The following is a 12,808-nucleotide window of genomic DNA, read 5'->3' as shown; positions in this document are numbered from 1 at the left end:
CGTTCCATTTTCAAAAGCAAGGAGACAGACATGCGCCGTGACCACTTTCTGAAATCCCTGGCGGCCCTGGCGGCCGTGGGCAGCCTGCCGCTGTCGGCGCGCGCCGCCGTGGCCATGAAGATGATGCTGCCCGCCAACCCCGGCGGCGGCTGGGACACGACGGGCCGCGCCCTGGGCAAGGCGCTGCAGGATGCGGGCGTGGCCTCGAGCGTGAGCTTCGAGAACAAGGGCGGAGCGGCCGGTGCGATCGGTCTGGCGCAGTTCCTCAACGGCTACAAGGGCGACCCGCATGCGCTGATGATCATGGGCGCGGTGATGGTGGGTGGCATCATCACCGGCAAGCCGCCGGTGAATCTGAGCCAGGCCACGCCGATCGCGCGCCTGACGAGCGAATACAACGTCTTCGTGCTGCCGGCCAGCTCGCCGCTCAAGACCATGGCCGATGTGGTGGCCCAGCTCAAGAAGGACCCGGGCAGCGTCAAGTGGGGCGGCGGCTCGCGCGGCTCCACCGAGCACATTGCCGCGGCCATGCTCGCGCGCGCCGTGGGCGTGGATCCGGCCAGGATCAACTACGTGGCCTTCCGCGGGGGCGGCGAGGCCGTGGCAGCCATCCTGGGTGGCAACGTCACCGTGGGCGGCAGCGGCTACAGCGAATTTGCCGAGTACATCAGCGCGGGCAAGATGCGCGCCATCGGCGTGACCTCGGCCCAGCGGCTCAAGGACTTGCCCGACGTGCCCACGCTCAGGGAGCAGGGCATAGACGTGGAGATCGGCAACTGGCGTGGCGTGTACGGCGCGCCGGGCATCTCGGCCGAGCAGCGCAAGGCCCTGGTCGCCATGGTGGACAAGGCCGTCAAGTCCAAGGCCTGGGCCGAGGCGCTCGAGAAGAACGGCTGGACGCCCGCCTGGCTGGCCGGTGACGAGTTCGGCCGCTTCGTGGACCAGGAGTTCGCCAGCCTGCGCGCGACCATGGTCAAGTCCGGCATGGTCTGACGGTTTACTCTTCTTTCGATAGCTGTTGACGCTCGTAAACAGGGCGTCAACCCCTTGTTTTGTCTCTTCCGTCATCCCCGCGAAAGCGGGGATCCATGCGCGCGCCTGGTTCGCCATGGCCGTGGATTCCCGCCCGCGTGGGAATGACGGGTTCAACCGCCGGCGCCCGGGCAGGGCGCCCGATTCCAACCCCGAGGTCGCAGTCATGTCCGAGCCTGTTCCTTCTCCCGAGCCCAGCGCCGTGCCGTCGCCGCTGTGGCAGGCCGCCATGGGTGCGGCCGTGATTTTGGTGGCAGCTGCCATGGCCTTTGGCGCGCTCCAGATTCCGGGCGACGCCGGCTACGGCGGCGTGGGCCCGAACTTTCTGCCCTGGGTGTGCGCGGCGGTGCTCGCGCTGTGCGGCGTGCTGCTGGTGCGCGAGGCGCTCACGGGCGGCTACCGCGAGGCGGCGGACCCGGGCGGCGCGCCGCACGCGGCGCTCATGCCCTTTGCCTGGGTGACGGCCGGGCTGCTGCTCAATGCCGCGCTCATCGAGACCCTGGGCTTCATTCTGGGCTGCACGCTGTGCTATCTGCTGGCCGTTCAGGGCCTGCGGCGCGCCAGCGGCCAGCGGGGGCGCCTCGCCCCGGCCGCGCTGGCCGTGGATGTGGTCACGGGGCTGGCAATCGCGGCGCCGGTGTTCTGGCTGTTCACGCAATTCCTGGCCATCAACCTGCCGGGGCTGACCAATACGGGGTGGCTGTGATGGAGATCTTCGACGCATTGCTGGCCGGCTTTGCCACGGCGGTCACGCCGGCCAATCTGCTCTGGGCCCTGGTGGGCTGCGCCCTGGGCACGGCCGTGGGTGTGCTGCCCGGCATAGGCCCGGCCGTGGCCGTGGCCATGCTGCTGCCCATCACGGCCAAGGTGGACATGACGGCCTCCATGATCTTCTTTGCCGGCATCTACTACGGCGCCATGTATGGCGGCTCGACCACCTCCATCCTGCTCAACACGCCGGGCGAGACCTCGAGCATGGTCACGGCCATGGAGGGCAACAAGATGGCCAAGAGCGGCCGCGCGGGTGCGGCCCTGGCCACGGCGGCCATAGGCTCCTTCGTCGCCGGCACGGTGGCCACCGTGGTGGTGACGCTGTTTGCGCCCGCCGTGGCCGAGTTTGCCGTGCGGCTCGGCCCGCCCGAGTACTTCATGCTCATGGTGCTGGCCTTCACCACGGTCAGCGCCGTGCTCGGTCAGAGCACGCTGCGCGGCATGACGGCGCTGTTCGTCGGCCTGGCCCTGGGTTGCGTGGGCATGGACCAGATCTCGGGCGCGGCGCGCTACACGGGCGGCAAGATGGAGCTGCTCGACGGCATAGACATCGTGCTCGTCGCCGTGGGTCTGTTCGCCGTGGCCGAGGTGCTGTATGCCGCGCTCTACGAGGGCCGGGTGGAGGAGTCGCAGAACAAACTCACGCGCGTGCACATGACGGCGCGCGACTGGCGCCGCTCCTGGCCCGCCTGGCTGCGCGGCACCGTCATCGGAACGCCGTTTGGCTGCATTCCCGCGGGCGGCACCGAGATCCCCACCTTTCTGAGCTATGCCACCGAGAAGCGGCTGGCCAGGGGCGAGGACAAGGCCGAGTTCGGCGGCAAGGGCGCCATCGAGGGCGTGGCCGGCCCCGAGGCAGCGAACAACGCCACGGTGACGGCGGCGCTGATTCCGCTGCTCACGCTGGGCATTCCCACGAGCAACACCACGGCCGTGCTGCTTGGGGCCTTCCAGAACTATGGCATCAACCCCGGGCCGCAGCTGTTCACGAGCTCGGCGGCGCTGGTGTGGGCGCTGATCGCCTCGCTCTACATCGGCAACCTCATGCTGCTGGTGCTCAACCTGCCCATGGTGGGCCTGTGGGTGAAGCTCTTGAAGATCCCGCGCCCGCAGCTCTACGCAGGCATCCTGATCTTTGCCACCGTGGGGGCCTATGGCATGCGCCAGAGCACCTTCGACCTGTTCCTGCTCTATGCCATCGGCCTGCTGGGCGTGCTCATGCGGCGCTTCGACTTCCCCACGGCGCCGGTGGTCGTGGGCATGATCCTCGGGCCGCTGGCCGAGGCGCAGATGCGCAACGCCGTCTCCATCGGCGAGGGCAGCTGGTGGATCTTCGTGCAGCGCCCCATGTCGCTCACGCTCGTGCTCATCGTGCTGGCCGTGCTCATCGTGCCGCGCGTGCTGCGCCGCTGGGCCGAGCGCAACCTCGCGCGCGCGCGCCAGAACGTCGACGACATCAGCTGAGCGCGGCGCGCACAGGGCCGTGCACCGCCGGCCCGCGCCCTCGGGTTTCCTCGTGGCGGCCGGCAGGTGGTTTTGGGTATCGTGCGTTGCGTCGAACATCATCAGAGGAGACGACATGCGACTTCACGAGGGGACAAGGCTGCGCTGGGTCATGACGGCCGTATCGGTGGCTGCGCTGGCGGCCTGCGGCAGCTCCGGGCCATCGAACGACCTGCCCACGGGCATCAAGCAGATCAGCGCCACGGACTACCCGGCCACCACCGTGGGCACGGGTGCCACGGCCGCCACGCAGGATCTGCTCACGGGCGGCGTGGGCAAGACCGGCCTGGGCGCAGCCGCCGCGCCGGCCTATGCCGACCCGGCCAACCCCACGGCGGCCGAGCTGCGCCGCAACGCGCTGTACTCCAACTACCGCGGCATCCTCGACCCCTCGGCCAAGGGCGGCTACGGCCTGCTGTATGGCCCCAACGTCACGGCCGATGGGCAGGTGACGGCGGGCGAGGGCCTGATTCCCGGCCGTGAATATCTGGCCGTGCTCGACGACGGCTCGGGGCGCAAGCAGACCGTGATCGCCGTGCAGGTGCCCGACAGCTTCGACCGCAACAACCCCTGCATTGTGCTCGGGCCCTCGTCGGGCTCGCGCGGCGTGTACGGCGCCATTGGCACGGCGGGCGAATGGGGGCTGAAGAAGGGCTGCGCCGTGGCGCTGACCGACGCGGGCAAGGGCGTGGGCCTGCACAACCTGGCGGACGACACGGTCAACAGGATCGACGGCACCCGCGCCACGCGTACCGTGGCGGGCGCGCTGAGCTTCTTTGCCGCCAACCTGACCGATGCCGCGCGCGCGGCCTTCAACGCGGCCTTCCCGAACCGCATCGCCATCAAACATGCGCATTCGCAGCAGAACCCCGAGAAGGACTGGGGCCAGGACACGCTGGCCGCGGCCCGCTATGCGCTCTACGTGCTCAACGAGCGCTATGGCGCGCCCGGTGACCGCGTGCCCTTCACCAGTGGCAACACGCTGGTGATTGCGGGCTCGGCCTCCAACGGCGGTGCGGCATCGCTGCGCGCGGCCGAGCAGGACGAGGGTGGCCTGATCGACGGCGTGGTGGCCTCCGAGCCCGTGACCGAGATGCCCGCCAGCGCGGGCTATGGCATACAGGTCGGCGGTGCCGCGGTAGCGGGCTACGGCAAGACGCTGGCCGACTACACCACCTACGGCAACATCTACCAGCCCTGCGCAGCCCTGGCGGCGGACGCCGCGCTGACGGAGGTGTCGATCTACAACTACATAGGCCTCGCCGGCATGACGGCGCGCGCCACCGCGCGCTGCGACGGCCTGGCGGCCAAGGGCCTGGTGAGCGGCGCAACGACGGCCGAGCGTGCGGCCGACGCCCTGGCCAGGCTGCGCGCCTATGGCTGGACCACCGACAACGACAGCATGCACAACGCCCATTACGGCCTGGGCAACGGCCCCATCCTCTCGGCCATGTACACCATGGCCTATGGCCGCTTTGGCGTGGACGCCAGGCTGTGCAACGCGAGCTTTGCCGCGGTCAACGCCACGGGGGACGTGGTGGCGGCCACGCCCGCGGCGCTGGCGAGCAGCTTTGCCACCGCCAACGGCACGGCCAATGGCACGCCGGCCGGCGTGGTCTACGACGACTCCCTGGGCGGCGCCAAGGCCTGGCAGTTCGCGGTATCGCCATCGACGGGCGTGGCCGACTTCGGCCTGGACAACGCGCTGTGCCAGCACGCGCTGGTCAGCGGCAAGGACCCGGTGACGGGCGCGGCGCTCACGGACAGCAGCCACCCCACGAAGGCGCAGAGCGACGCCGTGCGCGCCGGCATCGCCGAGGTGCTGCACAGCGCCAACCTGCGCGGCAAGCCGACCATCATCGTCGCCGGCCGCAGCGATGCGCTGGTGCCCGTGAACCACAACGCGCGCGCCTACACGGCGCTCAACCGCAGCGTCGAGGGCGCGGCGAGCAAGCTGCGCTATGTCGAGGTGGTCAATGGCCAGCATTTCGACGCCTTCCTGCCCTTTGCCGGCTTTGACACGCGCTTCGTGCCGCTGCACCCCTACTTCAACCAGGCCATGGATGCGATGTGGGCGCACCTGAAGACCGGCGCCGCCCTGCCGGCCAACCAGGTCGTGCGCACCACGCCGCGCGGCGGCATGCCGGGCGCCGCGCCGCAGATCACGGCCGCCAACGTGCCGCCCTTTGTGGCCACGCCCGCGGCGGCCGATCAGATCGGCTTCAGCGGCAACACCATCACCGTGCCGCACTGACGAGCAGCGGCGCGACGGCGCCGTGGCGCAAAACGAAGAAGGCCTCCGATCGGAGGCCTTCTTGCGTTGAGTGAGGTGGCTTCAGTCGGGCATGGAGCAATGCCCGCCCGTGGCGGCCTGGCCCGATCCGGCGGCGATCAGCGGCGGCTCCAGGCGCAGGTCCACGGGTTTGGATGCGGCCCAGTCCCAGGCCAGGAAGGCGGCCAGCACGGCCCAGAAGACCAGGCGCAGCGTGGTGTGTTGTGTCATCGCAGATCCCCCCTCAGAAGCCGAAGTGGCGGCGGATGCGCAGGCCCAGGAGCGTGCCGGCAAAGGCCAGCGGCACCCAGATCCAGCCGTGGATGCTGCCCGTGGAAATGCCCGAGAGCATGGCGCCCACGTTGCAGCCAAAGGCCAGGCGCGAGCTGTAGCCGAGCGCCAGCCCCGCGACCAGGGCCACGGCCCATTGCGTGCCGTTCAAAGGCTTGGCACTGGTAGGCTTTCCCGCCGACACCCACAGCGCGCCGCCCAGGATGCCGATGTTGGTGATGCTGGTCACGTCCATGAGCACCGTCTCCTGCAGGCGCGCGGCGTTGCCGCCCTGGCTCCAGAACCAGTTGTGGGCCAGGTCCACCGTGCCGCTGGCCTGGGCGAGCTTGGCCGCCCACAGGCCAAAGCCATAGACGACGCCCCAGGGCTGGCCGGCGATCACCAGGTTCAGCGTGGCCAGCAGCGCGAGCAGCACGGCGCCCAGCATCCACTTGCGCACCACGAGTGGCCTGGGGGCCTGGCCCGTGCCGGCGCGCCGTGCGTACCAGCGCACGGCGATGGCGATGACGGTCAGCGCAGCCAGCGTCATGAGCAGGGCGCGTTGCCACCCGTATTCGGTGACCAGGCCTACGGGCTGGGTACGGCCCAGGTCCAGCCAGAAGCCCAGGTGCAGCGAGCCCAGAAAGCTGCCCAGCGCAAACAGCGGGAGGATGGCGGCGTTCATGGGAATGCCCAGGCCCGCCTTGTAGAGCGTGCCGCTGCCGCAGCCGTCGGCAATCTGCATGCACAGGCCGAACACGAAGGCGCCGACGAGCAGGCTGACGCTGGGCGGGCCGAGCGCGGCCGTGAGCTCGGGGTAATGCCCGAGCAGCGGCATGGCCAGGGCCGCGGCCAGCGCCAGCAGCAGCAACTGGCCCATGACGCCGCTGGCGTCCCTGTCCTCGACCAGCATGCGCCAGCCCGTGGTGAAGCCAAAGCGCTGGCCCGCGAGCACCGCACCGAGCCCCAGGCCCACGATGAACAGCGCGGCCTGGCGTGCCGACACCGCCCACAGCAGCCAGAGCGTGAATGCGGCCAGCAGGGCCGCGAGGGGGAATCGCTTCATCTCTATGGTTCTATGAAAAAGAGAGCTGCCAGCGCTTGTCCACAAAGCGCTGGAGGCCGATTTTGCTTCAAACTGTGCTTACTTGAACTTGCGTTCCCACCATTGCCTGGCGTCGTAGGCCAGGGCCTCGAAGCGGCTGGGCTGGTTGGCCATGGGCGGCACGTCGGCGGACTGCGTCCAGTCCACCATGGAGCCGGCGTAGAGCTTCACGCCCGGCAGGCCGGCGACCTCGGACAGGCCGAACCAGTCGGTTGCGGCCCAGTGGCCGGTGTTGCAGAAGGCCACCAGATCCTGGCCCTGCGCGCGCTGAACCTTGGCGGCAATCTTCTGTGCCGCGGCCTGGTTCACGAAGGTGGTGGTGCCGGGCACGAACCATTGGTTGAAGTCGAGCTGCTGGGCGCCGGGCAGGGTGCCGGCGAGCTTGGCCGCGGGCGCGCGCACCTTGCCCTGGTAGAAGGCCTCGGGGCGCGAGTCGACCAGGGCGGCGTTGCTCAGCTCAATGTTCCGGCGCACGCTCTCGCGCGTGGCCAGCAGGCTGGCGTCCACCTGGGGCTGGTAGCTGCTGCGCGCCACCTGGGGCACGGCGGCGTCCTGGGCCAGTTTGGCGTCGGCCCAGGCCTTCATGCCGCCGTTGAGGATGGACAGCTCCTTGAGTCCGAGCAGCTTGAGCGTCCAGTACACGCGCGCCGCGGCGCCGAAGTCCGTGGCATCGGCGCCGGTGGAGACGACGACCGCATGGGTGGCGGGCGTGAGGCCCAGCGACTGCACGAGCTCGGTCAGTTTGGCCGTGTCGATCAGCGCGCCAGGGTTGTCGGCCGGGCCGCGCCATTTGCCATAGGGCGCACTGATGGCGCCGGGAATGTGCTGCGCGCCATAGGCGGCGGGGTCGCGGATGTCGATCACGCGCGGGGCATTGGCCTGGCCGACCTGGGCGCCGAGCTCGGCCGGCGTGAGCAGCGGCTGCGCCGCCCAGGCGGCGTGGGCGGCGGCAAACAAGGCGATGGCAAGCAGTTTCTTCATGGCGGGTCCTGCGACAGGCGATTCAATGGTGGCCACGATTGTCCTGGCGCTCCTTCTATCTGCAAACTACAGATTGGAGGTTTTCTTATGTTGTCCAGTCATAAGTGACGGGCGCAGGCGGTGCGGGGTCGCGCGCGGTGGACTGGCTTACCATTGCAGACCGCGACAGTCAGCCTTGTTGTGTCCGTAGCCGGCTTCCGGGCCGCTTCATCACCCGAATCCATTGTCTTGCCGCACCCATGCCATCGAGCCACAGCCCCCACCTCCCCCCATCGCTTGCACTGCCCATGGTGCGCACGATCGGCCTGCTGCGTCCGCTGTCCTGGCTGGGCCTGGCCTTGCGCGACATGGCGCGCGCGCCCCTGCTGAGCCTGGTCCATGGCCTGTTCCTGGCGCTGTTCGGCGCGGCCATCATGGCGCTGGGGCATGACAGGTTCTGGTTCGTCGCGGGCACGTTGTCGGGCTTTCTGATCGTGGGGCCGGTGGTGGCCACCAGCCTGTACGCCATCAGCCGCGCGCTCGAGCGTGGCGAGCCCGTGGGCCTGGGCCTGGTGTGGCAGACCTGGACGCGCTGGCAGCGCAGCCATGCGGGGGCGCAGCAACACCAGGGCTACTGGAGCCTGGTGCGCTTCGGCCTGCTGCTGGCGCTGGCGGCGACGGGCTGGGTGGCGATCTCTGCGTCGCTCATCTACACCATGTCGCCCGTGCGCATCGACACGCCCATGGACTTTCTGCGCCATGTGGTGCTGGGCAGCGACGGCGCGCTGTTCGCCATCTGGCTGGCGCTGGGCAGCTTTCTGGCGGCGCCCATTTTTGCGTCCAGCGTCGTGGCCATGCCGCTGCTGCTGGACAGGCGCATCAGCGTCAGCCGCGCGGTGCTGACGAGCTGGGCCGTCGTGCTGGCCAACCCCGTGCCCATGGCGCTGTGGGCGGCGCTGATCGTGATGCTGACCCTGCTCGGTCTGGGCACGCTGCTTGTCGGGCTCGTGCTCGTGATGCCGCTGCTCGGCCATGCGAGCTGGCACGCCTATCGTGACCTGGTCGATGCCTCGGCGTTTGCGACGGTGGACGCGGAACGCGCGTAGTGCCAGCCTGAGTTTGTAGGATCCTGTCGTGATTTTTGGTTTCACAGAACAAGAAATAGCCCATTTCTTCCTCACCTACGGCGTAGGTGCCTTCATCCTGTTCATGGTGTTCATCATCCTGCAGCTGGCGCGCGAGTCCAAGGCCGGCAGGTTTGGCACCTTCGTGATCTTTCTGGGCCTGGGCGTGGGCTTCATCGGCTATCTGGCCAAGATCGTCATCCAGTGGTGGATGGAGCGCTGACGTCTGCCGCGCTCACATCGATCATCCCCGGCGCGGCACGCGCCTGCGCCCGAGCGTCATGGCCTGCCAGGCGCGGCGATAGGCCAGCAATGTGTTCTCGGCGCGCGCCTGCACGCTGCCCGCAACGGCTTCGTCCGGCGGCAGGCCCGCGGCCATGCCGGTGAGCAGGGCGATGCCTTCGCTCACATGCTGGGCCACGTACACATGAAAGCGCCCGGCGGCCACGGCGTCGACCACCTGGGGCGAGAGCATGAGGTGGCGCCGGTTGCGCGCGGGTATCAGCACGCCCTGCGTGCCGGTCAGGCCCGCCTGGGCGCAGACGCGAAACCAGCCCTCGATCTTTTCGTTGAGGCCGCCCACGGGCAGCACCTCGCCATGCTGGTTGAGCGCGCCGGTGACGGCGATGTCCTGACGCAGCGCCAGGCCCGACAGTGACGACAGCAGCGCGTACAGCTCGGCACACGATGCCGAGTCGCCCTCGATGCCGCTGTATTCCTGCTCGAAGACGATGGAGGCGTTGAGCGCCAGCGGCGCCAGATGGCCGAACAGCGCGCTCAGGTAGCTCTGCAGTATCAGCACGCCCTTGTCGTGGATGGGGCCGGAGAGCGCGACCTCGCGCTCGATGTTCACCAGTCCCTCCTGGCCCGCATGGGTGCGCGCCGTGATGCGCACCGGAAAGCCGAAGCGGTAGTCCCCCATGTCGATCTGGGTGAGCGCGTTGAGCTGGCCCACGCGCTGGCCCTCGAGCGTGATGAGCAGCTCGCCCTCGGCAATTGCCTCGTGCATGGCTTCCTCGGGGGCGTTGTGGCGCTGGCGTCGGGCAAGAAGCGCCGCCTCGACGTCGCAGGCGTCGGCGAGCTGCGCGCCGCGTGCGCGCGCCTGCGCGCAGCTTTCGACGAGCAGCGCCTCCAGGCTGGCAAAGCTGGCGCTCTGGCGTGCCTGGTCGTCCGCCTCGCGGTGCGTGAATTCGAGCAGGCGCGCCACGGCCGCGGCGCTGCAGTGCGGCAGGCCACGGCGCGCGCAGGAGTGGGCCATGAACACGGCGCTCGCGAAATGCGTCTGGCTGCTGGCGGCAAAGCGCTCGGCAAAGTCCACCTTGACGCGAAAGCGCCGCGCGAGGTCGGCGTCGCCGTCCTGCAGCAGGTAGTACTCGGCCGCCGTGCCTATGAGCACGAGCTTGACCTCCACCTCCACGCCCTCGGGCTGCAGGGCCACGGTGGCGCCGTGGCTGGCCGTCTGGTCCTCGATGGCCAGGCGGTTGCAGCGCAGGAATCGGCGCAGCCGCTCCCACAGCGGCGCGTCGGCCACCAGGTCGCGCAGGAACAGCATCAGAAAGCCGCCATGCGCGCGCAGCAGGGCACCGGCGTGGATGTCGGAGAAGTCGGCGTAGGGTGCGTCCTCGCCCGATTCGTACTGGATATGGCCGAACAGGTTGCGCAGCTGCGGGTTGTCCTCGACCACGACCGGCGCGCCCTTGAGGGCCGCGTTGTCCACGGCCAGGTTCACCTGGCACAGGGCCAGCAGGTCGGCGAGCTGGCTGCGGCGCTCGTCCTCCACGGCGTCGCTGGCCTGCGTGCCGTCGGGCGGCACGAACAGCTCCAGGTTGTCCAGCACCTCGCGCTGCACCTGGTCGAGCCAGCGCCCGAGCTTGACCGCATCCTTGATCTGCTTGCGCAGTCCCTGGCGGATGTCATCGAGGCCATGCGTGACGATGGGCCCGGCGGTCTGGCGCAAGAGCTGCGCCAGCGCCTCGTCGCGTGCGCGCTCGAGCGGTCTGGTGCGGTCGAGAAAACGCACGATCTCGGCGCGCAGGTCGGCCTCGGCCTGCTGGATGCGGGCGCGCTCCTCGTCGTCCAGTGCGGCGGCCTCGGTCTCGGTCAAGGGCTCCTCGCCGCTCGCGCCCAGCAGCGTGAAGACCATCTGGCCCTCGTCGCGCGCCAGGCGAAAGCGCCGCGCGCGCGCGAACTCGGCGAGCTGGCCAAAAGCGCGCGCCTCCTCGCTCTGGTACTGCTTCTGGATGCGCTCGCCTTCGCTTTTGACGTCGGGCGCGGCCAGGCGCTTGGGGATGTCGGCCTCGAGCTGGCGGCTCCAGGCCGCGATCTGGTCGCGCAGCTGGCGGCCCTGGCCCGCGGGCAGGCGCAGCGCGCGCGGGCGCTCGGGCGTGTCGAAGTCGTGCAGAAAGCACAGGTCGGGCGGCACGGGGCGGCCGGTGGCCGCGTCGCGCATGGCCTGGCGCATGAGCGAGGCGCGGCCGCTGCCCACCTCGCCGAGCACGAAAAGGTGGTAGTCGGGCTGCTGCATGGCCAGGCCAAAGCGCGCGGCGTCGAAGGCGCGTTGCTGGCCTATCCAGGGCAGGGGCTCGTCCACGAGGGCGCGCGTGTCGGCAAAGCCCAAGCTCTCGGGGTCAATGTGCAGGCGCAGCTCGCGCGGCGCAAGCCGGGGGCAGGGCGTGGTCATGGCTGGCCTCCGGCGGCAGGGTCGGTCCAGCCGGCCAGATGTTGCTGTGCGATGCGGCCCAGCGCCGTGATCCAGGCGGGGCTGTCGTTCAGGCAGGGGATGTAGCGGAACTCCTGACCGCCCGCGTGCAGAAAGGCTTCGCGCGCCTCCTGGTTGATCTCCTCCAGCGTCTCCAGGCAGTCGGCGGCAAAGCCGGGGCACATCACGTCCACGCGGCGCGTGCCGGCGCGCGCCAGCGCCACCAGCCGGGGCTCGGTATAGGGCTCGAGCCATTTGGCCTTGCCAAAGCGCGACTGGAAGGTCAGCTGCCATTGCGCGGGCGTCAGGCCCAGGGCCTCGGCCAGCAGGCGCGCCGTGGTGCGGCATTGCTCGGCATAGGGGTCGCCCAGGCGCACATTGCGCTCGGGAATGCCGTGAAAGCTCATCACCAGCTGCTCGGCCGGGCCGCCCTCGCGCTGCCAATGGGCGCGCACGGATTGCGCCAGGGCGGCGATGTAGTCCGGGTGGTCGTGGTAGTCGTTCACGAAGCGCAGCTCGGGAAAGTGGCGCGAGCGGCGCGTCCACGCGGCCACGTCGTCCACAACGCTGGCGGTGGTGGTGGCCGAATACTGCGGGTACAGCGGCAGCACCAGCACGCGCCGGATGCCCTGGTCCTGCAGGGCCTGCAGCTGCTCGGCAATGGCGGGCCGGCCGTAGCGCATGGCGGGCAGCACCTGCACCTGGTGTCCGGCCTCGCCGAGCCAGCCGCGCAGCATCACGGCCTGTTTGGTCGTCCACACCGCCAGGGGTGAGCCATCGGGCGTCCAGATGCTCGCGTACTTGGCGGCCGACTGCGCGGGCCGCGTGCGCAGGATGATGCCGTGCAGTATGGGCAGCCAGAGCGCGCGCGGGATCTCCACCACGCGCGGGTCGGCCAGGAACTGCGCGAGATAGCGGCGCAGCGCCGGCGCGGTGGGCGCGTCGGGCGTGCCCAGGTTGCACAGCAGGATGGCGGTGCCTTGGGCGGGAAATGGTTCTTTTCGTGGATCCATGTCCGATTCTCGCCCACGCGGGTGGGTGAGCCGGCCATGTGGACTACGGGCATGGCGTGA

11 protein-coding genes are annotated in these 12,808 nt (G+C 69.7%); 6 read left to right on the top strand and 5 right to left on the bottom strand.

What is annotated here, in order from left to right; translation table 11 throughout:
• Positions 1–30 precede the first annotated feature (30 nt).
• The 4 genes from ABUE11_RS13390 to ABUE11_RS13375 all read left to right on the top strand — a co-directional run bounded on the left by ABUE11_RS13390 (position 31) and on the right by ABUE11_RS13375 (position 5,560).
• Positions 31–993: a tripartite tricarboxylate transporter substrate-binding protein gene (locus ABUE11_RS13390; RefSeq protein ID WP_367065761.1), complete on the top strand. Its 963-nt coding sequence runs from the start codon at positions 31–33 to the stop codon at positions 991–993.
• A 205-nt stretch (positions 994–1,198) separates the two neighbouring features.
• Positions 1,199–1,738, top strand: coding sequence for a tripartite tricarboxylate transporter TctB family protein (locus ABUE11_RS13385; protein WP_367065760.1), 540 nt, complete (start codon positions 1,199–1,201; stop codon positions 1,736–1,738).
• Positions 1,738–3,267, top strand: coding sequence for a tripartite tricarboxylate transporter permease (locus ABUE11_RS13380; RefSeq protein ID WP_367065758.1), 1,530 nt, complete (start codon positions 1,738–1,740; stop codon positions 3,265–3,267). The genes ABUE11_RS13385 and ABUE11_RS13380 overlap by 1 nt, the downstream gene beginning before the upstream one ends.
• A 115-nt stretch (positions 3,268–3,382) precedes the next feature.
• The gene (locus ABUE11_RS13375) at positions 3,383–5,560 is read left to right on the top strand and encodes a 3-hydroxybutyrate oligomer hydrolase family protein (protein WP_367065757.1); all 2,178 of its coding nucleotides are present in this window, start codon (positions 3,383–3,385) and stop codon (positions 5,558–5,560) included.
• Positions 5,561–5,641: 81 nt separating this feature from the next.
• Here the strand turns inward: ABUE11_RS13375 and ABUE11_RS13370 are convergent, their stop codons facing one another.
• From ABUE11_RS13370 to ABUE11_RS13360, 3 genes are all read right to left on the bottom strand, one after another.
• Positions 5,642–5,809 carry a hypothetical protein gene (locus tag ABUE11_RS13370; RefSeq protein WP_367065756.1) on the bottom strand — a complete coding sequence of 56 codons (168 nt, stop codon included), beginning with the start codon at positions 5,807–5,809 and terminating at the stop codon, positions 5,642–5,644.
• A 13-nt stretch (positions 5,810–5,822) separates the two neighbouring features.
• On the bottom strand, positions 5,823–6,914 hold the full coding sequence (locus ABUE11_RS13365) for a YeeE/YedE thiosulfate transporter family protein (RefSeq protein ID WP_367065754.1): 1,092 nt from the start codon (positions 6,912–6,914) through the stop codon (positions 5,823–5,825).
• Positions 6,915–6,992: 78 nt separating this feature from the next.
• On the bottom strand, positions 6,993–7,934 hold the full coding sequence (locus ABUE11_RS13360) for a rhodanese-like domain-containing protein (protein WP_367065753.1): 942 nt from the start codon (positions 7,932–7,934) through the stop codon (positions 6,993–6,995).
• Positions 7,935–8,173: 239 nt separating this feature from the next.
• Between ABUE11_RS13360 and ABUE11_RS13355 the strand changes: the two genes are divergently transcribed.
• Together ABUE11_RS13355 and ABUE11_RS13350 are read left to right on the top strand one after the other, a co-directional pair.
• Positions 8,174–9,019 carry a DUF2189 domain-containing protein gene (locus ABUE11_RS13355; protein WP_367065752.1) on the top strand — a complete coding sequence of 282 codons (846 nt, stop codon included), beginning with the start codon at positions 8,174–8,176 and terminating at the stop codon, positions 9,017–9,019.
• A gap of 28 nt (positions 9,020–9,047) precedes the next feature.
• A complete protein-coding gene (locus ABUE11_RS13350; protein WP_367065751.1) occupies positions 9,048–9,260 on the top strand; it encodes a DUF2788 domain-containing protein in 213 nt (70 codons plus the stop codon).
• 21 nt (positions 9,261–9,281) lie between these two features.
• On the opposite strand, the gene ABUE11_RS13345 is transcribed toward ABUE11_RS13350, so the two are convergent.
• Positions 9,282–11,717 carry an ATP-binding protein gene (locus ABUE11_RS13345; RefSeq protein WP_367065750.1) on the bottom strand — a complete coding sequence of 812 codons (2,436 nt, stop codon included), beginning with the start codon at positions 11,715–11,717 and terminating at the stop codon, positions 9,282–9,284.
• Positions 11,714–12,748 (bottom strand): ferrochelatase, encoded by a 1,035-nt coding sequence (gene hemH / locus ABUE11_RS13340; protein WP_367065749.1) that lies wholly within the window; start codon positions 12,746–12,748, stop codon positions 11,714–11,716. Before hemH ends, ABUE11_RS13345 begins: the two co-directional genes overlap by 4 nt.
• Between the last annotated feature and the right edge of the window lie 60 nt (positions 12,749–12,808).

Origin of the sequence: Oryzisolibacter sp. LB2S (assembly GCF_040732315.1) — a bacterium.
In the GTDB taxonomy this organism is placed as follows: domain Bacteria; phylum Pseudomonadota; class Gammaproteobacteria; order Burkholderiales; family Burkholderiaceae_C; genus Alicycliphilus; species Alicycliphilus soli.
This window is presented reverse-complemented; position numbering and strand designations above follow the sequence as displayed.

Bases quoted from the DNA above. Each gene is read 5' to 3' on its own strand.
- ABUE11_RS13370 (WP_367065756.1), bottom strand. From the start codon at position 5,809: ATGACACAACACACCACGCTGCGCCTGGTCTTCTGGGCCGTGCTGGCC.
- ABUE11_RS13375 (WP_367065757.1), top strand. From the start codon at position 3,383: ATGCGACTTCACGAGGGGACAAGGCTGCGCTGGGTCATGACGGCCGTA.
- ABUE11_RS13390 (WP_367065761.1), top strand. From the start codon at position 31: ATGCGCCGTGACCACTTTCTGAAATCCCTGGCGGCCCTGGCGGCCGTG.
- ABUE11_RS13380 (WP_367065758.1), top strand. From the start codon at position 1,738: ATGGAGATCTTCGACGCATTGCTGGCCGGCTTTGCCACGGCGGTCACG.
- ABUE11_RS13355 (WP_367065752.1), top strand. From the start codon at position 8,174: ATGCCATCGAGCCACAGCCCCCACCTCCCCCCATCGCTTGCACTGCCC.
- ABUE11_RS13385 (WP_367065760.1), top strand. From the start codon at position 1,199: ATGTCCGAGCCTGTTCCTTCTCCCGAGCCCAGCGCCGTGCCGTCGCCG.
- hemH (WP_367065749.1), bottom strand. From the start codon at position 12,748: ATGGATCCACGAAAAGAACCATTTCCCGCCCAAGGCACCGCCATCCTG.
- ABUE11_RS13345 (WP_367065750.1), bottom strand. From the start codon at position 11,717: ATGACCACGCCCTGCCCCCGGCTTGCGCCGCGCGAGCTGCGCCTGCAC.
- ABUE11_RS13360 (WP_367065753.1), bottom strand. From the start codon at position 7,934: ATGAAGAAACTGCTTGCCATCGCCTTGTTTGCCGCCGCCCACGCCGCC.
- ABUE11_RS13365 (WP_367065754.1), bottom strand. From the start codon at position 6,914: ATGAAGCGATTCCCCCTCGCGGCCCTGCTGGCCGCATTCACGCTCTGG.